Genomic DNA, 22145 nt, shown 5'->3' with positions numbered 1-22145 from the left:
GCTGGCGTGGGCCTGGCAATCCACTTTCCAGTGCGGCGGGCCTGCCCGCGGCCCTGGCGGCGTAGAATGCTGGCCCCACCGTCACCGCTGCCGCCCTTGCCCATGTCGGATTCCGCCCTGCTCGCCCTGTCCCCGCTCGACGGCCGCTACGCCTCCAAGGTGGATGCGCTGCGCCCGATCTTCTCCGAATACGGCCTGATCAAGGCGCGGGTCAAGGTCGAAATCGAATGGCTGCTGGCACTGGCCGCCGAGCCGGGCATCGCCGAACTGGCGCCGTTCTCGCCGGCTGCCGCGCAGCGCCTGCGCGCCCTGGCCGACGATTTCAGCGTGGCGCATGCCGCGCGGGTCAAGGAGATCGAGCGCACCACCAACCATGACGTCAAGGCGGTGGAGTACTTCATCAAGGAGCAGCTCAAGGACGACGCCGAGCTGGGTCCGGCGCTGGAATTCGTGCACTTTGCCTGCACCAGCGAAGACATCAACAACCTCAGCTACGGCCTGATGCTGGAGCAGGCCCGCCGCGAGGTGCTGCTGCCCAGCCTGGACGGCATTACCGCCGCGTTGCGCACCCTCGCCCACGCCCAGGCCGCCCAGCCGATGCTCTCGCGCACCCACGGCCAGACCGCCTCGCCCACCACGCTGGGCAAGGAAATCGCCAATGTGGTCGCGCGCCTGGAGCGCCAGCGCAAGCAGATCGCCGCGGTCGAACTGACCGGCAAGATCAACGGCGCGGTCGGCAACTACAACGCGCACCTGGTGTCGTACCCGGACCTGGACTGGGCAGCGTTCGCACAGCGTTTCGTGGAAAGCCTGGGGCTGGTGTTCAATCCCTACACCACCCAGATCGAGCCGCACGACAATGTGGCCGAAATCGGCGATGCCAGCCGCCGCGCCAACACCATCCTGATCGACCTGGCGCGCGACATCTGGGGCTATATCTCGCTGGGCTACTTCAAGCAGAAGCTGAAAGAGGGCGAAGTCGGCTCCTCGACCATGCCGCACAAGGTCAACCCCATCGACTTCGAAAATGCCGAGGGCAATCTCGGCATCGCCAACGCGCTGTTCGAGCACTTTTCCGCCAAGTTGCCGATCAGCCGCTGGCAGCGCGACCTCACCGATTCCACCGTGCTACGGGCACTCGGCACCGCGTTCGGCCACACCCAGGTCGCGCTGGATTCGCTGGCCAAGGGCCTGGGCAAGCTCACCGTCAACCCCGAGCGCCTGGATGCCGACCTGGATGCGGCCTGGGAAGTGCTGGCCGAAGCCGTACAGACGGTCATGCGCCGCCACGGCCTGCCGAACCCCTACGAACAACTCAAGGCGCTGACCCGCGGCCAGGGCATCACCGCCGCCTCGATGCAAGCTTTCGTGGAAAGCCTGCAACTGCCGGAAGACGACAAGCAGCGCCTGCGCGCGCTCACCCCGGGCGCCTATACCGGCCTGGCCGAGCAGCTGGCGCGCGCGATCTGAGCAGACCGAACCGCACGCGGTGCAGGGCTTGCGAAGCGGGCCACGTCATCGGACCTCATCGGCGAATTTGCATCGGCATCACCACATGCCGATGCAGCACGATCAAGGCCAATGATGACGAGGCCAAGACGCCCGGGGCGGGACGCGTCGCCCCCCGCACGCGGACGGGCGGCCGGCGAGGGCCTGCACATGGTGACCGAACCGGACTGCTATCGTGCCGGCCTCACTTTGAGGAGATCGGCGATGCGCGTCACTCATACGGCACTGACCCTGTTGACGCTGGGAAGCGTCCTCGCACTGAGCGGATGCGGCGGCGATGGCCCCGCCGCGCAGGCCCCGTCGGCGGTATCTAACACGCTGACCGATCCGGCCAGCGGCGCAGACTGTGCCGGCAAGGATGTCCGGCTGACCCGCAATGACAGCGAATGGATCCTGCACGGCGAGTGCGGCACGGTCACCATCACCGCCTCGCGTGGCGCGATGAATCTGGACACCGCGCGCAGCATTCGCCTGGAGGGAAGCAACTTCACGGTGCTCAACCAGCAACTTGGCCAGCTCAGCGTGAGCGGTCACGACAACACGCTCAATCTCACCGATGTCGATCGCGTGGATATCCAGGGCAACAAGAATCTTGTGCTCGCGCGCGCCGTGAAACAGGTGCGGTTTTCGGGCAACGACAACACCGTCAACCCATCCAGCAAGCCTGTACTGGACGACCGTGGCAGCGGCAACAAGGTGATGTGATGCGCGCTGGTGCGCTATCGGCGCACGCGGCGATCGGCGTGCGCCGATAGCGCCACCATGCCGCTCGCAACGCCATCGACATGAAGAAGCGATCGGAAATGCCGACCAGCCCTGCAGCGGCGAACGCGAGCCGGCACGCTGCGCGCCGCACAGGTGGACATCCGGCGCGGGCAGTCGACAATAGGCCATTGGCGCCGGCCGATGCCGCGCACCACACTCTCTTCTACATCGTGTAAGGACCCCACATGGCCGTACGTAAAGCGACCCCACTTGCCATCGAAGTCCAGGCCCGTCCGGGACAGCCGCTGGGCATGCCGGTCGAGCGTTTCCTGCGCAATTACTGGCACAAGCACCCGCTGTTGATCCGCAATGCGTTCGCGGATTTCGCCTCGCCGCTGCAGCCGGAAGACCTGGCCGGGCTGGCCTGCGAAGACGGCGTGCTGGCGCGCCTGATCAGCCACGACCGCGCCACCGACGGCTGGGACGTGCGCACCGGCCCGTTCCAGGAAACCGATTTCCCCGGCCTGCCCGACCATGACTGGACCTTGCTGGTGCAGGACGTGGACAAATGGGACGCCGACGTGCGTGCCCTGCTGGAGCACTTCCGCTTCCTGCCGCGCTGGCGCATCGACGACATCATGATCAGCTTCGCCGCCACCGGTGGTTCGGTGGGCGCGCACGTCGACCATTACGACGTGTTCCTGCTGCAGGGCCAGGGCCACCGCCGCTGGCAGATCGATGCGCGCACCGTCCAGGGCCGCAAGGCCACGCCGCTGGCGTTCCGCGACGATGTCGAGCTCAAGCTGCTGCGCGAGTTCAAGCCCACCCACGATTGGGTGCTGGGCCCGGGCGACATGCTCTACCTGCCGCCGCTGATCCCGCACCACGGCGTGGCCGAAGACGCCTGCCTGACCTTCTCCATCGGCACCCGCGCACCGTCCTCGGCCGAGCTGATCGGCGATTACCTGGACACCTTGATTGCCGATGCAGACGATGCCGTGCGCTATCACGACCAAGACCTCAAGGTGCCGGCCGACCCCTACGAGATCGACGTCACCGCGATGAACCGCGTGGTCGCTGCGCTCAATGCGCTGCGCATGAACGACCCCGACCGTCTGGGCGACTGGTTCGGCCGCTTCATGACCACCTACCGCGCCTCCGGCGACGTGGTGCCGGCGCCCGAGCCAATCCCGCGCGAAGCGGTCGAGCAGGCGCTGGAGGAAGGCGTGCTGCTGCACCGCCACCCGTGGTCGCGACTGGCCTGGCGGCGCGCCAAGCGCGGTGCCACGCTGTTCTGCAGCGGCCTGGAGTTTGCGCTGTCGGCCAAGGATGCGTCCCGGCTGGCGGCAGCCGAAGAGATCGACGGCACCTTGTACGCGCAGTTGTCCCCGCGTGGCCGCGAGGTGGTGCTGGAGCTGCTGGCACAGGGCCACTACCAGCGCGCCCACGAAGATGCCGAGGACGACATCGCAGACGACGACCACGCGCATGCCCTGAGCGTGTCGGCCGACCACGACGACCAAGACGCCGACGACGACGCGCCGGAGGCGGACGGGGACATCGATGCCGACGCCGATGTCGATGTCGAACAGGTTGCCGCCTCTGCCGACACCCCGGCAGAGGCGCTGCAGGCCGATGTCGAACCCGGCGACGCCGCCGAAGCCGAGCAGGAAGTCGACAGCGCGATCGCCGACGAGACCGATTCCGACGACAGCGACGACGCCACCAAGCCTGCATGAGCGCGCACGCCAGACCGCAGATCGTCACGCTGGATCCGGCCGCCGACGCCGCGGCGCTGCGTGCGCTGCGGCCGGCCTGTGCCACCGCCCGCCACGACAAGCGCGTGCATATCCTGGTGCAAGACACCGCCAGCGCCGCGGCCAGCAGCAGCGCGATGCTGCGCCTGGCACAGCGCCTGCCCAGCGTGTTCCGGTTCCGCGCGGTCAGCGACCCGGTCGATGCAAGTTTTGCATCGGCCTATGTTGTCGGCGACGACGCCTACTACTTTCGTCCAACGGGTCATCGCTTCGATGATGGCGAAACCTGGCTGTCGGGTGCAGCGCGCAGCCGCCAGTTGGAGCGCGAATTCGCGCAGATATGGGAGCGCAGCGCGCTCTGGAACGAGCCGCGCGCGCTCGGCATCTGACCCCAAAGCGCCCCTTGCACGTAGGCGCGCGCGCAATTGGTCTACCCCGCCGGTCAGCTTGCAGACGCCCCCTCACTAGCGCAAGGGGGTATAATTTTTCGAGATTTGAGACCGACCGATGGGGCATCTCGCCCTGCCGCTTCCGCACAATCATCCCCACAGCAGACCCGACTTACCATCGTGGATAATCTCCTAAAGCAGTTCGCGCAGTCATCGCAGCTCGCCGGCGGCAACGCCGCCTATATCGAGGATCTGTACGAGCAGTACCTCGTCGCCCCGGACAGTGTCGATCCGAAGTGGAAGAGCTACTTCGATGGTTTCGAAGGTCGCGGTGCCGGTGACGTCCCGCATTCGGCGGCCATCGCCCACATCCTCACCGCTTCCAAGCAGGCTGCCAACGCCGGCACCGGCGCAGGCGCCAGTGACGAGCGCGAGCGCAATGTCGGCCGTCTAATCACCGCCTACCGCGCCCGTGGCCACCTCGGCGCACAGCTCGACCCGCTGGGCCTGGTCCCGCCGGTCAACCCGCCCGACCTGGACCTGCCGTTCCACAGCCTGTCCCAGGCCGATCTGGACAGCGAATTCAGCACCGGCGGCGTCGGTGGCCAGCCGCGGATGAAGCTCAAGGATCTGCTGACGCGCCTGAAGGCGACGTACGCCAGCAGCATCGGCGCCGAGTTCATGCACATCCAGGAGTTCGACCAGCGCCAGTGGATCTACAAGCGCCTGGAAGACGCCGGCGGCAAGATTGCCGGCGATGCGGCCAGCCGCAAGCGCACCCTGGAGCGGCTCACCGCTGCCGAAGGCCTGGAGCGCTACCTGCACACCAAGTACGTCGGTCAGAAGCGTTTCTCGCTGGAAGGCGGCGATTCGCTGATCCCGATGATGGACGAGATCATTCGCCAGTCCGGCAACGATCAGGTCAAGGACATCGTGATCGGCATGGCCCACCGCGGCCGCCTCAACGTGCTGGTCAATACGCTGGGCAAGAATCCGCGCAAGCTGTTCGACGAATTCGAAGGCAAGTTCGAGCATGCCCATGACGACCGCGCGCACACCGGCGACGTCAAATACCACATGGGCTTCTCGGCCGACATCGCCGTTGGCACGGACAAGCAGGTGCACCTGGCGCTGGCCTTCAACCCCTCGCACCTGGAAATCGTCGACCCGGTCGTGGTCGGCAGCGTGCGTTCGCGCCAGGAGCGTTTCGGCGATGCCGAGCGCAAGAGCGTGTTGCCGATCCTGATCCACGGCGATGCCGCATTCGCTGGCCAGGGCGTGGTGATGGAGCTGTTCCAGATGTCGCAGGCGCGCGGTTTCGCGGTCGGCGGCACCGTGCACATCGTGGTCAACAACCAGATCGGCTTCACCACCAGCACCCGCGACGACGCCCGTTCTACGCTGTACTGCACCGACGTGGCCAAGATGATCGGCGCGCCGGTCTTCCACGTGAACGGCGACGACCCGGACGCGGTGATGTTCGTGTCCAAGCTGGCCTACGAGTTCCGCCAGCAGTTCAAGAAGGACGTGGTCATCGATCTGGTGTGCTACCGCCGTTGGGGCCATAACGAAGCCGACGAACCGGCAGCGACCCAGCCGGTGATGTACCAGACCATCCGCAAGCACAAGACCACCCGCGAGCTGTATGCCGCCAAGCTGGAAAGCGAAGGCGTGCTGAGCGCCGACGAGGCCAAGGCACTGGTGGACGGCTACCGCAACAAGCTGGATTCGGGCGAATACACCACCGAACTGGCCAAGCGCAAGCCGGACGAATTCGCCATCGATTGGTCCAAGTACCTGGTCGGAACCGCTGCCGATCCGGTGGACACGCGCGTCAAGCGCGACCAGCTGGACCGTCTGGCCAAGCTGATCACCACCATCCCGGAAGGCGTCGAACTGCACGCCCGCGTGGCGAAGATCTACGAAGATCGCGTCAAGATGGCTGCCGGCGATCAGCCCGGCGACTGGGGCTTTGCCGAAAACCTGGCCTACGCCACGCTGCTGGCCGAAGGCCACAAGCTGCGTCTGGTTGGCCAGGACGCCGGCCGCGGCACGTTCTTCCACCGTCACGCGATCCTGCATGACCAGAAGACCGACGACTACTATCTGCCGCTGCGCCAGCTGGTGCAGAACCCGGAAGACGCCACCGTCATCGACTCGTTGCTGAGCGAAGAAGCGGTGATGGGCTTTGAATACGGCTACTCCACCACCGACCCGAATGCACTGTGCATCTGGGAAGCGCAGTTCGGCGACTTCGCCAACGGCGCGCAGGTGGTGATCGACCAGTTCATCGCCGCCGGCGAAGCCAAGTGGGGCCGCATCGCGGGCCTCTCGCTGTTCCTGCCGCACGGCTACGAAGGCCAGGGCCCGGAACACAGCTCCGCACGTCTGGAGCGCTTCCTGCAGCTGTGCGCGCTGGAGAACATGCTGGTCTGCGTGCCGACCACGCCGGCGCAGTGCTTCCACATGATCCGCCGCCAGATGCGCATGACCACCCGCAAGCCGCTGGTGGTGATGACGCCCAAGTCGTTGCTGCGCCACAAGCTGGCGGTGTCAAGCCTGGAAGAACTGGCCGACGGTCAGTTCCAGCATCTGATCCCGGACGCCAAGGCCGACGCGGCCAAGGTCAAGCGCGTGGTGCTGTGCTCGGGCAAGGTCTATTACGACCTGCTCGAAGACCAGACCAAGCGCGGCCAGGACGACGTTGCCATCGTGCGCATCGAACAGCTGTATCCGTTCCCGCGCGCGCAGCTGGCGGCCGAGCTCAAGGGCTACGGCAACGCCACCGATGTGGTGTGGTGCCAGGAAGAGCCGCAGAACCAGGGTGCGTGGTACCAGATCCGCCATCACCTCAACTTCTGCCTGGCTGGCGGCCAGAGCCTGCATTATGCCGGCCGTGCCCGTTCGCCCTCGCCTGCCGCCGGCCACATGGCCGACCACATCATCGAGCAGCAGAAGCTGGTTGCCGATGCGCTGCTCAACCCGTTCAACGACCAAGTCGCTGAATAACTCCTCTTCCCCAAAGAACGAAAACCCTAGGACGCTCCCCGAATGGCCACCGAAGTCAAAGTTCCGGTACTGCCCGAATCCGTTTCCGACGCCACCATCGCCAGCTGGCACAAGAAGGCCGGCGAAGCGGTCAAGCGCGACGAGAATCTGGTCGACCTGGAAACCGACAAGGTCGTGTTGGAAGTTCCTTCGCCGGTCGACGGCGTACTGAAGGAAATCAAGTTCGACACCGGCAGCACGGTCACCAGCAACCAGATTCTGGCGATCATCGAAGAAGGCGCCGTGGCTGCCGCTGCACCGGCTGAAGAGAAGAAGGCCGATGCACCGGCGCCTGCCGCTGCTGCGCCGGCCGCCGCTCCGGCACCGGCTGCCGCCGCCGCGCCTGCTGCTGCGTCCAAGTCGGCTGCCGATGCGCTGCCGCCGGGTGCGCGTTTCTCCGCAATCACCCAGGGCGTGGACCCGTCGCGGGTCGAAGGCACCGGCCGTCGTGGCGCGGTCACCAAGGAAGACATCGTCAACTTCGCCAAGGCCGGCGGCGTCGGCAAGGCCTCGGGCGCCCGTCCGGAAGAGCGCGTGCCGATGACCCGCGTGCGCAAGACCATTGCCAAGCGCCTGATGGAGTCCAAGAACTCCACCGCGATGCTGACCACCTTCAACGAGGTCAACCTCGCCAAGGTGTCGGCCGCACGCAAGGAACTGCAGGACGAGTTCCAGAAGGCACACGGCATCAAGCTCGGTTTCATGAGCTTCTTCGTCAAGGCCGCCGCCAACGCGCTGCAGCGCTTCCCGCTGGTCAACGCCTCGATCGACGGCGACGACATCATCTATCACGGCTACAGCGACATCTCGATCGCGGTGTCGACCGACAAGGGCCTGGTCACGCCGGTGCTGCGTAACGTCGAGCGCCAGTCGTTCGCCGATGTCGAGCAAGGCATTGCCGACTACGCCGCCAAGGCGCGCGCCGGCAAGCTGGGCCTGGAGGACCTGCAGGGTGGCACCTTCACCATCACCAACGGCGGCACCTTCGGCTCGCTGCTGTCCACGCCGATCATCAACCCGCCGCAGAGCGCCATCCTGGGCATGCACGCGATCAAGGAACGTCCGATCGCCGAGAACGGCCAGGTCGTGATCGCCCCGATGATGTACCTGGCGCTGTCCTATGACCACCGCATCATCGACGGCAAGGATTCGGTGCAGTTCCTGGTCGACATCAAGAATCAGCTGGAAAACCCGGGCCGGATGTTGTTCGGTCTGTGATGAAAGCCGGGATTGGTGATTCGGGATTCGGGATGGCGAAAGCATCTCGGTCTCGAGCATCCTGCGTTTTGCGAATCCCCAATCCCCAATTCCTAATCTCGTGAGCGAAGAATGAGCGAACAAGAACAATTCGACGTCGTCGTCATCGGTGCCGGTCCGGCCGGTTATCACGCCGCCATCCGTGCGGCGCAACTGGGCATGAAGGTCGCCTGCATCGACGCGGCATTGGGCAAGGACGGCAAGCCGGCGCTGGGCGGCACCTGCCTGCGCGTGGGCTGCATTCCGTCCAAGGCGCTGCTGGATTCCTCGCGCCAGTTCTGGAACATGGGGCACCTGTTCGGCGACCACGGCATCAGCTTCAACGACGCCAAGATGGACGTGCCCACCATGATCGGCCGCAAGGACAAGATCGTGAAGCAGTTCACCGGCGGCATCGCGATGCTGTTCAAGGCCAACAAGATCACTCCGTACTACGGCTTCGGCCAGTTGCTGCCGGGCAACATCGTCAAGGTGACCCAGCACGAAGGCGGCGAGATCGAACTCAAGGGCACCAACGTGATCCTGGCGGCCGGTTCGGAGTCGATCGAACTGCCGTTCGCCAAGTTCGACGGCGACACCATCGTCGACAACGTCGGCGGCCTGGATTTCACCGCCGTTCCCAAGCGTCTGGCGGTCATCGGCGCCGGCGTGATCGGTCTGGAGCTGGGCAGCGTGTGGAAGCGCCTGGGCGCCGAGGTCACCATCCTCGAGGCACTGCCGGACTTCCTGGCGCTGGCCGATGCCGAGGTTGCCAAGACCGCGCTGAAGGAATTCAAGAAGCAGGGTCTGGACATCAAGCTGGGCGCCAAGGTCAGCAAGACGGAGATCACCGGCAGTGGCGATGCCAAGCAGGTGGTGCTCAGCTACACCGACGCGGCCGGCGAGCAGACCCTGACCGTGGACAAGCTGCTGGTGGCCGTGGGCCGCAAGGCCGCCACCAAGAACCTGCTGGCCGAAGGCACGGGCGTCAAGGTCACCGACCGTGGCCAGATCGAGGTCGATGGGCATTGCCACACCGGCGTGGATGGCGTGTGGGCGATCGGTGACTGCGTGCGCGGCCCGATGCTGGCGCACAAGGGCTTCGAGGAAGGCATCGCGGTCGCCGAGCTGATTGCTGGCCTGCCGGGTCACGTCAACTTCGACACCATTCCGTGGGTCATCTACACCGAGCCGGAAATTGCCTGGGTCGGCAAGACCGAGCAGCAGCTGAAGGCCGAAGGCGTCGCCTACAAGGCCGGTAGCTTCCCGTTCGCGGCGATCGGCCGTGCGGTGGCCATGGGCGAGCCGGCCGGCTTCGTCAAGGTGATCGCCGATGCCGAAACCGACCGTGTGCTGGGCATGCACCTGGTGGGCGTGGGCGTGTCCGAGCTGGTGCACGAAGGTGTGCTGACCATGGAATTCAACGGCTCGGCCGACGACCTGGCGCGCATCTGCCACGCGCACCCGACGCTGTCCGAAGCGATCCACGATGCCGCCATGGCGGTGAGCAAGCGCGCGATTCATAAGGCTAACTGAGGCCGGGATTTGGGATTCGGGAGTTGGGATTCGCAACTGCGGTTCCCGCCTCTGACTATTCCCAGCCATGACATAACGCCGGGTAGATTCCGGCGTTAAGTTTTTCAGGCCCAGTCAGAACAGTCGTGCAACGTGCATTCCACGGCTTTCCAGATGACATCGACGCGGCGCGCCCCCGCTTTTACGAATCCCTACTCCCCAATCCCGAATCCCATGAAAAGCATCTGCGTCTACTGCGGCTCCAATGCCGGCAACAAACCCGCCTATGCCGAGCGCGCCATTGCGTTGGGCGATCGCATCGCCAAGCAGGGCTTGCGCCTGGTGTATGGCGGCGGCAACGTTGGCTTGATGGGCACCGTGGCCAATGCGGTGCTGGCGGCCGGCGGTGAAGTGACCGGGGTGATTCCGCAGCAGCTGGCCGATTGGGAAGTGGCGCACCGTGGGTTGACCACGCTGGAAATCGTCGGTTCCATGCATGAGCGCAAGATGCGCATGTTCGAGCTGTCGGATGCGTTCGTGGCCTTGCCCGGCGGCTTCGGTACCATGGAAGAGATCTTCGAAATGCTGACCTGGCGCCAGCTCGGCATCGGCAACAAGCCGTGCGCGTTTCTGGACATCGAAGGGTTTTACGCACCGCTGATTGGCATGATCGACCGCATGGTCGAAGAGCGCTTCCTTCACCCGGACCAACGCGCCGACCTGTGGTACGGCGCCGATATAGAGCAGATGCTCGACTGGATGCAGCATTACACCCCGGCGCAGGCGTCGAAGTGGATCGACGAGAAGCGTCGTTCCACCCTTGTGTAATCGAAGGCAGCCAAGACAAACGGCGTCTCACTGCGCGTCGGCTGGATTGCAGAGCGCGGCTCCCTGGTCGCCCGGCACACGATGACAGGCGTACGTAGCCGCTGCCGCGGCGTCGGCACGCACGATGCCACTGCCGGCGCGTCGCCCGCCGTCACTGCCACACTGCGCAGGTGCTGCAGCACGACGGCACGCGCACGGCGCCGTGTTGCCAGCTTGCAACGGCAGTCACGATGGCTGCAGCGATCGGTAGCACCGCCTCGCATAGAATGGCGGCGATGCTCGATACCCTCGCCGCTGATGCGCACCACAGTCTGGACATCAAGCACAGTCGCTTTGTGGCCCACGCTGCCGCATTGGATGCTCCCGCGCATGCGTTGGAGGTCGTGCAGCGCGTGGCAGTGCCGGACGCGACGCACAACTGCTGGGCCTATCGGTTCGGGCAGGACTACCGCTCCAGCGACGACGGCGAGCCAAGCGGCACCGCCGGCCGGCCGATCCTGGCCGCCATCGATGGCCAGGGCTTCGATCGGGTGGTGGTCGTGGTCACGCGCTGGTATGGCGGCATCAAGCTCGGTGCTGGCGGGCTGGTGCGCGCCTACGGCGGTACCGCGGCCGAGTGCCTGCGGCTGGCAACGCGACAGCCATTGATCGCGTTGTCGCTGGTGCAGGTGCAATGCCGGTTCGACGATCTGGGCCTGGTGCACGCAGCACTGGCGGCCTTCCATGCCGACAAACTGGACGAACGCTTCGATGCCGAAGGTGCAGCGTTGCGCGTGCAACTGCCTGCAGATCAGCTCGCCGGCTTGAAAACCCGCCTGTGCGACGCCACTCGCAATCGTGTCCATCTCTCAACCCCGGAAGCCGCATGACCGAGCCAGCCGCTGCACGTTCCAACCCGTTGCGGAAGCTGGGCAGCCTGCGCACCTTGTGGCCATTCGTCCAACGCCAGCGCGGCCTGTTCGCCGCCTGGCTGGTCGCGCTGTCGATTTCCGCTGCCGCCACACTGAGCCTGCCCGCAGCGGTCAAGCGCATGATCGACCAGGGCTTCTCCGGCGACTCGCAGATCAACCAGGCGTTCTCGCTGCTGTTCGCAGTTTCGGTCGTGCTGGCGTTGGCAACTGCGGCGCGCTTCTATTTCGTCGCCCTGCTGGGCGAGAAAGTGGTCGCCGACCTGCGCGGCCGGCTGTACGCGCACCTGATCGGACTGGACGCCGGGTTCCATGACCGCAGCCGCAGCGGCGAACTGGTGTCGCGCCTGTCGGCCGACAGCGAATTGCTGCGGGGGCTGATCGGCACCACCATGTCGGTGGCCTTGCGTAGTTCGGTCACGGTGATCGGCAGCATGGTCATGCTGTTCGTCACCAGCCCGCGGCTGGCCGGCTTCACCTTGATCGGCATCCCGCTGGCGGTGCTGCCGATCGTGCTGGGCGCACGCCGCCTGCAGAAGATTTCGCGCGCAAGCCAGGACCGCGTGACCGACGCCAATACGCTGGCGGCCGAAACCCTGGGCGCGGTGCGCACCGTGCAGGCACACGCGCGCGAGCGTTACGAAAGCCAACGTTTCAGTACTGCGCTGTTTGCCGCCATCGATACCGCCAAGCTGCGCATCCGCACCCAGGCCACCGTGACCGCGGTGGCGATCATGTTGATCTTCGGTGCGATCGTCGCGGTGTTGTGGCTTGGCGCGCACGATGTGATCGCTGGCCGCATGACGCCGGGCACGCTCGGCCAATTCGTGTTGTACGCGCTGATCGGCGGCGGGTCGGTCGGGGCGCTGGCCGAGGTCTGGAACGAGTTGCAGCGTGCCGCCGGCGGCATGGGCCGGGTGAGTGAATTGCTCGACGAACAACCGGCGATCGTGGCGCCGGCCACGCCGCAGGCCTTGCCGCAGCCGCTGCGCGGCGCGATCCATTTCGACCGGGTGGTCTTTCATTACCCGCAACGCCCGGACGCGCCGGCGCTGGATGGGTTCGACCTGCATGTCAGCCCCGGCGAAACCGTGGCGCTGGTGGGCCCGTCCGGAGCGGGCAAGAGCACGGTGCTGTCGATGCTGCTGCGTTTCCATGACCCGGTCAGCGGCAAGGTGCGCATCGACGACATCGACCTGCGCGACGTCGACCCGGTCCTGCTGCGCGAACACATCGCGCTGGTACCGCAGCAACCCACATTGTTTGCCGCCAGCGCCGCCGACAACATCCGCTACGGGCGCCTGCAAGCCAGCGATGCACAGGTGGAAGCGGCGGCGGCCGCCGCCGAAGCCGATGGCTTCATCCGCGCCCTGCCCCAGGGCTACGCCAGCGAACTGGGCGAGCGCGGCACGCGCCTGTCCGGCGGACAGCAGCAACGCGTGGCCATTGCGCGTGCGCTGCTCAAGGACGCGCCGATCCTGCTGCTAGACGAAGCCACCAGCGCGCTCGATGCGCAAAGCGAGCGCGCCGTGCAGCAGGCGCTGGAGCGGCTGATGGAAGGCCGCACCACGCTGGTGATCGCGCACCGGCTGGCCACCGTGCTCAAGGCCGACCGCATCGTGGTGATGGATGCCGGGCGCATCGTCGCGCAGGGTACGCATGCACAGTTGATCGCCGAAGGTGGGCTGTATGCGGAGCTGGCGCGGCTGCAGTTCATCGACCAATGAGCGCCGCCAGGCGCCGTCGTTCCAGCGATGGCACCTGGCGCAACCAGCGAAACGACTGCGCCCACCGCGATGCGGGCGCGGCCGGTGCTCGGAATCGGCATGCGCCGCTCGTACACTGCGGTTACCACGGCTCCTCCGCCCTCGCCGGACGCGCTGCCGCTCCACTCGCTAGCCGTACCTCGCCCGTCTTGTCTCACCGGCCACGCCGGCCGTGCGCTCCCACGCAATCCGATGTGACCCCATGCCCCGCCCCAGAACCACCCTTCGCCAGCTGAGCTATTTCGTCGCGCTGGCCGATACCGGCAGCTTTACCCGTGCCGCCGAGCAGATGGGCGTCTCGCAGCCATCGTTGTCGCAGCAGATCCGCGCGTTGGAAGCGATCATCGGTGCGCCGCTGTTCGAGCGCGGCGCGCAGGCGATCCTGACCCCGCTCGGTCGCGAGCTGCTCGACCGCGCACGCAGCATCCTGCTCGATGTCACCGATCTGGAAGAGGTCCGCGCCACCGCCGCCGATACCTTGATCGGCACCATTCGCCTTGGCGTCTCGCCCACGCTCGGCGCCTATCTGATGCCCAGCCTGGTGGCACGTCTGCATCGCGAGCATCCGGCCCTGCGCGTGCACGTGCGCGAAGGCCTGCCAACCGCACTCGCCGCCGACCTGAGCAGCGGCACGCACGATCTGGTCCTCGCGCAACTGCCGGTGGCCGGCCGCGGCCTGCACAGCGAGCGGCTGTTTCGCGAACTGCTGCATGTGACCATGGCGGCCGATCATCCGCTGCGCACCAAGGCCTGCATCACCCCGGCCGATCTGCGCGGTGCCAACTTGCTGACCTTGATGCCGGAATACCGATTGGCAGAACAGGTTGCCGCGATCGCCATGGACGTGGGCGCCAATGTCTTGCGCGATTACGAAGGCACCAGCCTGGACGCGATCCGCCAGATGGCCGGCATGGGCATGGGTCTTGCCTTGCTCCCGGACCTGTACGTGCGCCAGGAAATCCGCGAAGGCGACGACGTGGTGGTGCGGCCGGTCAAAGGCGGGCGCTACTATAGGGAGATCGGTCTGCTCTGGCGCCAGGGTGCCGGTCGCGCACCGGCCTTCGGTTTGATCGCCAATCTGTTGCGCGCGGTGGCTGCATAGGAAAATCCTATGCGGCACATAAGCGCGATGGCCTTGTTTGCGGGCCGGCAACTCGTCAATGCTTCACTGAACTCATCAACGGATATCGAATGGCGGCCAAGCGGATTGGATGGCGGGAAGCGGCGAGCTGGCTGACGGAAGTTGTTGGCCCGGACATGCCGTATGTGCGCCTGACCCTGGTGTACGGCGTTGCGATCAGCCTGCTGTCGCTGGCCACGCCGATCTCGGTGCAGTTGCTGATCAACAGCGTTGCCAACACCGCGCTGCCCACGCCGCTGTGGACCTTGTCCGGCCTGCTGCTGGGCCTGCTGCTGCTGGTGGCGGCACTGAGCGCGATGCGGGTGTGGGTGATGGCGCTGTTCGAACGTCGCCTGTTCGCACGCGTGGTGGCGGAAATCACCGTGCGCGCGGTACATGCGCAAAATCCGTTCTTCGCCGACCAGAACCGCGGCGATGTATTCAACCGCTACTTCGATCTGGTGGTGGTGCAAAAGGCAGTGCCCAGCCTGGCGGTCGGTGCGTTCACCATCGTGCTGCAGTCGGCGGTCGGCTTGATCGTCACCAGCTTCTATCACCCGTTTTTCCTCGGCTTCAACGCGCTGCTGCTGCTGACCATCTTCTCGATCTGGATGATCTGGTCGCGCGGTTCGATCCGCTCGGCGGTCGAACTGAGCCAGGCCAAACACAACGCCGCGCATTGGCTGGAAAGCGTCGGCGGCTCCAACGGGTTCTATAAATCCAGCCGCCATCTCAACTTCGCCATGGATCGCTCGGAAAAGGTGACCGCCGACTATGTCGACCGGCATCGGCGCCATTTCCGCTACACCTTCACCCAGACGCTGGCATTCCTGCTCACCTATGCAGTGGCCAGCGCGGCGCTGCTGGCGCTGGGCGGCAGCCTGATCCTGCGCGGCGAGCTGTCGATCGGCCAGCTGGTGGCAGCCGAACTGATCCTGAGCGCAGTGTTCTACGGCATTGCACAGCTGGGCAGCTACCTGGACACGTTCTACGACCTGGTGGCCAGCGCGGAGGAGTTGTCGCTGCTGTACGCCATCCCCCAGGAACGCCCGGTGCTTGCCGCCGGCGAGGCGCCGCGCAACAGCGGGGTACGCCTGGATGGGGTGGTGATCGAGGGCGCGCGTTTCGATTTCGCGCTGGAAGCCGGCGAGCAGCTGGTCACGCTGGCCGATGGCGGCGCCGAGCGCCTGCTGGCCATGGTGCTCAAGCGCCACGTCGTTCCCGACCGCGGGCTGGTGATGGTGGGTGGTGCGGACATGGCCACGTTCGATATGTACCTGCTGCGTTCGGAAGTCACCGTGCTCGACCGCCCGACCATCGTGGAGGTCACCATTCGCGAATACCTGGCAATGGCCTCGGCCGATGTGACGTCCGAAGCGATGCTGCAAGCCATCGATACGGTGGGCCTGCGCGCGCGCATCGCCGCGTTGCCGCAAGGCCTGGACACCCGGCTTGCTGCCTCCGGGTTCCCGCTGTGGATTGGCGAGGTCATGGCGCTGAAGCTGGCCAATGCACTGTTGGTGCGCCCGCGCGTGCTGATGCTGTCGCAGCTGTACGACCTGATCCCGGCCGAGCGCCTAACCCAGGTCCTGCGACGCTTGAAGGATGCAGGAACCACGGTGCTGCTGTGCACCGGGCGGCCGGAGGACATCACCCTGGATGGCTGGTTCCGGCTGGAGCCGGAGCGCCAGCAACGCTACGCCACACGCGCCGAGTTGATCGCATCCACGCAGGAGGTGCCGCATGCCGCACGCCCCTGATCGCATGGCGCATTTCCCGACCCTGGCGGCAATGCGTCCGCCCAGCATCGCCAAGGCGGTCGCCTGGATGCTGTTGATCGGCATCGGCATCGCCGCGGCGATCCTGGCACTGGCGCCGTGGGTGCAGACCGCCAGTGGCAAAGGCCAGGTCGTCTCGCTGGATCCCAGCGACCGTCAGCAACCGGTCACCGCCTTCGTGCCGGGCCGCGTCGAGCGCTGGTACGTGCATGACGGCCAGCATGTTTCCAAGGGCGACCCGATCGCGCGTGTCGGCGATCTGGACCCGGACCTGCTCACCCGCCTGGCCAGCGAGCGCGCGCAGGCGCAGGCGGAAATCGCCGCCATCCAGCAGTCGCGTGCAGTGGCCAGCATCGATGTGGCGCGTAGCAGGCAATTGCTGGCCGAAGGCCTGGCCGGACGCCGCGACTACGAGCTGACCCAGATCAAGGTGGCCGAAGCCGACGCCAAGCTGGCCGAATCGCGCGCCAAGCTGACCCGCATCGACATCCAGCTGAATCGCCAGTCTGCACAGCTGGTGCGCGCCCCGCGCGACGGCCGCGTGCAGCAGCTCAATGCCGCCAGCGGCAGCGCCATGGTCTCGCCGGGCACCGTGCTGGCGGTGATCGCGCCGGAACGGGTGGAACGCGCGGTCGAGCTGTATATCGACGGCCGCGACGTGCCGCTGATCCGCCCCGGCCGCCCGGTGCGGCTGGAATTCGAAGGCTGGCCGGCGATCCAGTTCAGCGGTTGGCCGTCGGTGGCGCACGGCATGTTCGACGGCCGGGTGCGCGCCATCGACCCCAACGCCGCGCCCGATGGGCTGTTCCGCATCCTGGTGGAGCCGATGCCGGGCAAGCCGGCATGGCCGGCGCAGGAATTCGCCCGCCAGGGCGGCAAGGTGCGCGGCTGGGTGCAGGGCGAAACGGTCAAGGTCGGCTACGAACTGTGGCGCCAGCTCAACAACTTCCCCTTGGAATTCGGACGGCGCCCGGCTGCGGCCACGCAGGAAGAGAGCAAGGCCAAGCCGGCCGCACCCAAGTCCGAAGACGAAGCGACGGGTAAGAAATGATCGGCCGTCTTGTCGTCCTGTTGATCGCACTCAGCCCCGGTGCGGCATTCGCCCAGGCCGCTGCGCTGACGCTGGATGAGGTGCTGCAGTCCTCGGCACGCTCGGCACCGCAGATCGTCGAAGCGCTGGCGAAGGTGCGCCAGGCCGAAGGCAAGGGCATCTCGGCCGATGGCGCCTTCGACACGGTGTTCGACATCGAGGGCCGCTCGCGCGAGGCCGGCTATTACGACGGCAGTACGATCGAAACCGGGGTCAAGCGGCCGTTCGAAGAGAACGGCGGCTATTACTACGGTGGCTACCGCTCCTCGCGTGGCTCCTTCCCGATCTACGAGGACAAGTCCTATACCGATCGCGGCGGCGAAGTGAAGGTCGGCGCGCTGTACGCGCTGCTGCGCGACCGCGTGATCGACGAACGCCGCACCAAGCGCAGTATCGCCAGCACCGATATCGATGTGGCCAAGTACGAGGCGGAAATGGTGGCCATCGGCGTGCAGCGGCGCGCCGTGGATGCCTACCAGAACTGGGTCGCCGCCGGGCTGAAGTTGCGCGCCTACAACGAGCTGCTGCAACTGGCCGAGCAACGGCGCAATGCGATTTCGCGCCAGGTCACGCTCGGTGCGCGACCCACCATCCTGCTGACCGAAAACGACCAGAATCTGGTGCGTCGTCGCGCCTTGGTGGTGCGCGCGGAACAGGACTTCGCCAATGCGGCCAACGCCTTGTCGCTGTATTTGCGCGACGAGGCCGGCATGCCGCTGATCGTGTCCGCCGAACGCCTGCCGGCCGACACCTCGGCGCTGGAAGGACTGGCCGGCGCCAGCAAGATCACCGCGCCGGTGGAGCGCCCGGATTACCGCGCCGTGCTGACCCGCATCGACCAGGCCACCGCACGGCTGATGCTGGCCCAGAACGATCTCAAACCACGCCTGGATGTCAGCGTGGAAGTCAGCAAGGATCTGGGCCCGCCCGGCGTCGGCGGCCCGAACCGGTCGCTGACCGACGCCATCATCGGCTTCCGTTTCAGCGTGCCGCTGGAAAACCGCGCCGCCAGGGGCCGCGTGGCCGAAGCGCGTGCCGAGATCGAAGCGCTGGATCAGCGCAGCCGTTTTCTACGCGACCAGATTTCGATCGAGGTCGAATCGATCGTCATCTCGCTCAATGCCGCCGAGCGGCTGGCCAAGATCGCCGATGAGGAACGCGGCTTGGCAGACCGCCTGGCCGCGGCCGAGCGGCGGCGCTTCGAGCTGGGCTCGGGTGACTTTTTCCTGGTCAACCAGCGCGAGGAAACCGCCAACGACGCGCGCGTACGCCTGATCGATGCGCAGGCGCGCATCGCCTCTGCGCGTGCCGAACTGGCGGCGGCCACCGCCGACCGGGATGCCTTGCAGTTGAGTCGTTGACCGCTCGGCTGCGCGCCGGGCAGGCGGTGATGCCGGGCAATCGCGCGGTTGTGCGAGTGACTTCGCGATGCCGCAGCGGCATCCGTGGATTCAAGCAATGCGTACGCAGCGCACGCACGTACGCAACCGTCACGCAGGTGGCTGGCTGATTACGCCCAGCGACGCTTCAGCGCGCTTGGCGCGTGGTCGAACCCGAGGTTGCAGCTGCCTGCCCCATCACTCCCAGGCAGCCGTCCATGCCACGCACGCGTACTCAGCCGCTTGTCGGCGTGGCCAAACACTGTCGCCACCGCGCCTGACGAGCTCAACCAGCAGGGCTCGCACACCTCACCGCATATCGACATCTGGGTAACACCTGCATGCGCATGCTCGCCATACCGGCTCGGCGCCGGGCGTGCAGTCCATCGCGATGCACTGCAAACTCAGGAACTTTCGGAGGTGCGTATGTCTTTCCGGCAATTTCCCGCAATCGGTGCAGATGGCGAGCCTTACGTCATCATCGAATTTCGCGACGAGCAACAACCGCGTGCAAACCCGCAGTCGGCACCGCGTTACGAGCTTCCCGACGGTCGACATCTGCAACGTCAGGGGCAGCGGTTTGTGACCGACGGCGGCGAGCTACGCCTTTCCGCGCTCTAGGTACGGCAGCCAAACCCGCGCTTCGTCACCTCACAGCCTGGTCAAATTTTGACCACCCACTGCCCGACCCTTGCGCTGCAAGGGCCGTGCGCAGTTATCCACACGCTTGTGCAAGTTTCATCCACACCCTGTGTGGATGAATTCGACCGCGTTGGGGCGGGCTTGGTCACGCCACTAGCTGCCGGAACGCTCCAGCACCCGGCCGATCCCGCTTCGGTCGATCTCGGTCGCTGCCTGCGCCAATGCGGCACGATCGCTCGCCACCTCAAAGCCAATCCGGAAATGCAGTTCGCCAACCGGCGTGCGCGACGAGTGGATCGAAGACAGGTTCACTCCATGCCGCTCGAACACATGCAGCAAGGCGCGCAGCGAGCCGGGCTGGTCTTCGGGCAGATACACGCTCAGTGTCAACGGCTCGGTGAGATCGGCCAGCAGGTAGCCCACGCGCTCGTAGGTGTAATTGCCTGCCGCAAGCGCGTCGTGCTGCAAGGCTTGCGCGTTGTCGTGCAGGAACTGGGTGCGGAACTGCGCACGCGCAGCATCGTCGCCCCGCGCCACCAAGGCACGCAGTTGCTGCAGCTGCTGCAGCAACCGGTCGAGCATCTCGCCCACATACGGGTTGCCGAACTGGATGTCTTCGTAGATCGAGGGGTTCAGCGAGAGAATGCGCGCGATCACCGCGGTATCCAGTTCAAAGGATGCCGAGCGGTACGGCATCAGTGCGCGCAGCTCGCCCAGCAGCGGTGCGTAGTCGCGCAGGGTGCCGGCCTGCGCTAGGTGAGTGGCGTGTACCATCGCCTGCACCAGCGCCATCACGCGGTCATGGTGCTCCGGCGTTGCATACACGCATTCGGCCTGCAGCGCGCTGCACAAGTTCTGCACCCACGCCGACCAGCGCTGCAGCCGCCCTTCGCAGACCACCATCACGCGCCCTTTCAAGGTCGGCGATTTTGGCGGTGCGGTCATCGGATGCAGGCCGACCACGTCCGCCTGCGAGGTCAGCATTGCCGCGACCGGTGCCTGTTTGATCGAGGTGACATCCAGCCACAGCTGCGCGGCAGCGCGTGCGCCGGCGAGTGCCACATACCGCTCGATCAATGCGGCGGTATGGCGAATCGGCGCGGCGAAAATCAGTACGTCAGCACGCTGCGCCAGTGTGGCTTCGTCCATGCTGCCGCTGTCGGCCGGATCGAACCCGATCACGTCCAGCTGCATGCGCGTGCGCAGGAACTGCGCCAGCCAGCGCCCGTACGCGCCGGCGATGCCGACGATGCCGACCACCGGCTGCGCGATCATGCCAATCGCTCGACGGCAAATCGCGGCGTCCCAGCAAGTGCGGCCGGCGCCGCGGCCAGCACGTCGAACTCCTCGAAACCTGCGGCCAGCGTCGCTTCCAGCGCGCCATGCACGCCGCTGAGCGCGTGTCCCACCGCCTGCTCGAACGGCACATCGCGCAACAGAAAGCCAATCAGCAGCGCCATCAGCACATCGCCGGTGCCTGCCACATCGACCGGCAGGTGCGGGCTGGCCCAGCGATACACCGCCGCATCGCTGACTGCCAAGGTCACCAGCTCACCTGCGGCACCGGCCACGCTGTGTGCAAGTACCCATTGCGGCCCACGTGCCAGCAACGCGCGCGCGGCGGCGATGGCCTCGTCCTGCTGCAGGCTCGGCAAGCCGGTCAACCGCCCCAACTCGAACGCGTTGGGCGTCACCAGCCAGGCGTGCGGCAGCAGACGCTCGGCGAACACGCGCTCCAGCCCGGGTTCCACATATGGGCCGGTGTGCGTGTCGCCAATCACCGGGTCCAGGCAATAACGCAGCTGCGGGGCCTGCGGCAAGGTCTGCTCCAGCCAGTCGGCGAAGGCTTCGCCGTTGGCCAGGCTGCCGAAATATCCGGACACCAGCATGCGTGCACGCTGCGGCAAGCCACGTTCGGTGGCGCCCAGCAACAAATCCGCCAGCCAGTCGGCTGGCAGGATGCGCCCGCGCAGGGTCGCGTAAAACGGCGCGTTGCTCAGCAACGTGGTGGGTACTTCGGCCACACGCAGTCCCAGCGCGCGCAGCGGCGGCACCGCAGCGCTGTTGCCGGCATGGCCATAGACCAATTGCGATTGCACCGAAATCACGTCGATCGGCGAAGGGCCGTCCGGACGCTGGCGGCGACCATGGACGAGGTGGCTGTCGGTTGCATCGCTCATGCGGGCGACCATGCTGGAGAGATGGCACCGATTATCCGCGTAACCTTGCCAGGATGTCGTGGAGGAACGGCATCACCGGCAGTGGGCACTGCCTAACAGCACGCCCCTGGTCTTGAACACATCATGGCCAGATGCCCAAGCCCGCCGGCGCAGCGTGAGTGGCAATACGCTCGTTGAGCAAGGTGAGACGCCAAAAGACGCTCGACCGATGCTGCAGGCCAATGGCCGAACTGCACGATCAAGGACTGGCGTTGCCTCGCGTTGCGGGCGACAGCGTGCTGCGTCTGAAGGCAAT

Annotated in this window: 16 protein-coding genes and 1 pseudogene; 15 read left to right on the top strand and 2 right to left on the bottom strand. The window is 66.1% G+C overall.

The window, feature by feature from the left end:
* Positions 1-102: 102 nt before the first annotated feature.
* The 15 genes and pseudogenes from purB to ACCQ15_RS07640 all read left to right on the top strand — a co-directional run bounded on the left by purB (position 103) and on the right by ACCQ15_RS07640 (position 19649).
* The gene (gene purB, locus ACCQ15_RS07710) at positions 103-1470 is read left to right on the top strand and encodes an adenylosuccinate lyase (RefSeq protein WP_057681578.1); all 1368 of its coding nucleotides are present in this window, start codon (positions 103-105) and stop codon (positions 1468-1470) included.
* A gap of 243 nt (positions 1471-1713) precedes the next feature.
* Positions 1714-2214, top strand: coding sequence for a DUF3060 domain-containing protein (locus ACCQ15_RS07705; protein WP_011346970.1), 501 nt, complete (start codon positions 1714-1716; stop codon positions 2212-2214).
* Between the two features lie 245 nt (positions 2215-2459).
* A complete protein-coding gene (locus tag ACCQ15_RS07700) occupies positions 2460-3953 on the top strand; it encodes a ribosomal protein uL16 3-hydroxylase (RefSeq protein WP_372381395.1) in 1494 nt (497 codons plus the stop codon).
* Positions 3954-3982: 29 nt separating this feature from the next.
* Positions 3983-4360 (top strand): annotated as a pseudogene (locus ACCQ15_RS07695) (DUF7931 domain-containing protein); the annotation flags it as partial.
* Positions 4361-4540: 180 nt separating this feature from the next.
* Positions 4541-7369 carry a 2-oxoglutarate dehydrogenase E1 component gene (locus ACCQ15_RS07690; protein ID WP_071117718.1) on the top strand — a complete coding sequence of 943 codons (2829 nt, stop codon included), beginning with the start codon at positions 4541-4543 and terminating at the stop codon, positions 7367-7369.
* A 42-nt stretch (positions 7370-7411) separates the two neighbouring features.
* Complete coding sequence (sucB, locus tag ACCQ15_RS07685) at positions 7412-8626, top strand: dihydrolipoyllysine-residue succinyltransferase (RefSeq protein WP_372381393.1); 1215 nt, start codon at positions 7412-7414, stop codon at positions 8624-8626.
* Positions 8627-8737: 111 nt separating this feature from the next.
* Positions 8738-10180: a dihydrolipoyl dehydrogenase gene (lpdA, locus tag ACCQ15_RS07680; RefSeq protein WP_008572001.1), complete on the top strand. Its 1443-nt coding sequence runs from the start codon at positions 8738-8740 to the stop codon at positions 10178-10180.
* Between the two features lie 213 nt (positions 10181-10393).
* The gene (locus tag ACCQ15_RS07675) at positions 10394-10987 is read left to right on the top strand and encodes an LOG family protein (protein WP_008572002.1); all 594 of its coding nucleotides are present in this window, start codon (positions 10394-10396) and stop codon (positions 10985-10987) included.
* Between the two features lie 266 nt (positions 10988-11253).
* Entirely contained in the window at positions 11254-11856 is a 603-nt protein-coding gene (locus tag ACCQ15_RS07670; RefSeq protein ID WP_008572004.1) for an IMPACT family protein, read from the top strand.
* Positions 11853-13622 (top strand): ABC transporter transmembrane domain-containing protein, encoded by a 1770-nt coding sequence (locus ACCQ15_RS07665; protein ID WP_372381391.1) that lies wholly within the window; start codon positions 11853-11855, stop codon positions 13620-13622. Before ACCQ15_RS07670 ends, ACCQ15_RS07665 begins: the two co-directional genes overlap by 4 nt.
* Before the next feature lie 241 nt (positions 13623-13863).
* Positions 13864-14763, top strand: a complete 900-nt coding sequence (locus tag ACCQ15_RS07660) for a hydrogen peroxide-inducible genes activator (RefSeq protein ID WP_011346962.1) — start codon at positions 13864-13866, stop codon at positions 14761-14763.
* Between the two features lie 89 nt (positions 14764-14852).
* The gene (locus ACCQ15_RS07655) at positions 14853-16541 is read left to right on the top strand and encodes an ABC transporter transmembrane domain-containing protein (protein WP_011346961.1); all 1689 of its coding nucleotides are present in this window, start codon (positions 14853-14855) and stop codon (positions 16539-16541) included.
* Positions 16525-17610: an efflux RND transporter periplasmic adaptor subunit gene (locus tag ACCQ15_RS07650; RefSeq protein WP_011346960.1), complete on the top strand. Its 1086-nt coding sequence runs from the start codon at positions 16525-16527 to the stop codon at positions 17608-17610. Before ACCQ15_RS07655 ends, ACCQ15_RS07650 begins: the two co-directional genes overlap by 17 nt.
* The gene (locus tag ACCQ15_RS07645; protein WP_011346959.1) at positions 17607-19010 is read left to right on the top strand and encodes a TolC family protein; all 1404 of its coding nucleotides are present in this window, start codon (positions 17607-17609) and stop codon (positions 19008-19010) included. The genes ACCQ15_RS07650 and ACCQ15_RS07645 overlap by 4 nt, the downstream gene beginning before the upstream one ends.
* 444 nt (positions 19011-19454) lie before the next feature.
* Entirely contained in the window at positions 19455-19649 is a 195-nt protein-coding gene (locus tag ACCQ15_RS07640; protein ID WP_008577231.1) for a hypothetical protein, read from the top strand.
* Positions 19650-19823: 174 nt separating this feature from the next.
* On the opposite strand, the gene ACCQ15_RS07635 is transcribed toward ACCQ15_RS07640, so the two are convergent.
* Together ACCQ15_RS07635 and pdxY are read right to left on the bottom strand one after the other, a co-directional pair.
* Positions 19824-20945, bottom strand: a complete 1122-nt coding sequence (locus tag ACCQ15_RS07635) for a prephenate dehydrogenase (protein ID WP_122273089.1) — start codon at positions 20943-20945, stop codon at positions 19824-19826.
* Positions 20942-21850: a pyridoxal kinase gene (pdxY, locus tag ACCQ15_RS07630; protein WP_008577235.1), complete on the bottom strand. Its 909-nt coding sequence runs from the start codon at positions 21848-21850 to the stop codon at positions 20942-20944. Before pdxY ends, ACCQ15_RS07635 begins: the two co-directional genes overlap by 4 nt.
* Positions 21851-22145 lie beyond the last annotated feature (295 nt).

The organism is Xanthomonas sp. NCPPB 1754 (assembly GCF_041475725.2).
Classification (GTDB): Bacteria; Pseudomonadota; Gammaproteobacteria; order Xanthomonadales; family Xanthomonadaceae; genus Xanthomonas; species Xanthomonas euvesicatoria.
Note: the sequence above shows the minus strand (reverse complement) of the source record. Positions and strands in the feature narration are given on the sequence as shown.

Excerpts from the sequence above, each read along its gene's own strand:
- purB (WP_057681578.1), top strand. The coding sequence starts at position 103 with ATGTCGGATTCCGCCCTGCTCGCCCTGTCCCCGCTCGACGGCCGCTAC.
- ACCQ15_RS07705 (WP_011346970.1), top strand. The coding sequence starts at position 1,714 with ATGCGCGTCACTCATACGGCACTGACCCTGTTGACGCTGGGAAGCGTC.
- ACCQ15_RS07700 (WP_372381395.1), top strand. The coding sequence starts at position 2,460 with ATGGCCGTACGTAAAGCGACCCCACTTGCCATCGAAGTCCAGGCCCGT.
- sucB (WP_372381393.1), top strand. The coding sequence starts at position 7,412 with ATGGCCACCGAAGTCAAAGTTCCGGTACTGCCCGAATCCGTTTCCGAC.
- lpdA (WP_008572001.1), top strand. The coding sequence starts at position 8,738 with ATGAGCGAACAAGAACAATTCGACGTCGTCGTCATCGGTGCCGGTCCG.
- ACCQ15_RS07675 (WP_008572002.1), top strand. The coding sequence starts at position 10,394 with ATGAAAAGCATCTGCGTCTACTGCGGCTCCAATGCCGGCAACAAACCC.
- ACCQ15_RS07670 (WP_008572004.1), top strand. The coding sequence starts at position 11,254 with ATGGCGGCGATGCTCGATACCCTCGCCGCTGATGCGCACCACAGTCTG.
- ACCQ15_RS07665 (WP_372381391.1), top strand. The coding sequence starts at position 11,853 with ATGACCGAGCCAGCCGCTGCACGTTCCAACCCGTTGCGGAAGCTGGGC.
- ACCQ15_RS07660 (WP_011346962.1), top strand. The coding sequence starts at position 13,864 with ATGCCCCGCCCCAGAACCACCCTTCGCCAGCTGAGCTATTTCGTCGCG.
- ACCQ15_RS07655 (WP_011346961.1), top strand. The coding sequence starts at position 14,853 with ATGGCGGCCAAGCGGATTGGATGGCGGGAAGCGGCGAGCTGGCTGACG.
- ACCQ15_RS07650 (WP_011346960.1), top strand. The coding sequence starts at position 16,525 with ATGCCGCACGCCCCTGATCGCATGGCGCATTTCCCGACCCTGGCGGCA.
- ACCQ15_RS07645 (WP_011346959.1), top strand. The coding sequence starts at position 17,607 with ATGATCGGCCGTCTTGTCGTCCTGTTGATCGCACTCAGCCCCGGTGCG.
- ACCQ15_RS07640 (WP_008577231.1), top strand. The coding sequence starts at position 19,455 with ATGTCTTTCCGGCAATTTCCCGCAATCGGTGCAGATGGCGAGCCTTAC.
- ACCQ15_RS07635 (WP_122273089.1), bottom strand. The coding sequence starts at position 20,945 with ATGATCGCGCAGCCGGTGGTCGGCATCGTCGGCATCGCCGGCGCGTAC.
- pdxY (WP_008577235.1), bottom strand. The coding sequence starts at position 21,850 with ATGAGCGATGCAACCGACAGCCACCTCGTCCATGGTCGCCGCCAGCGT.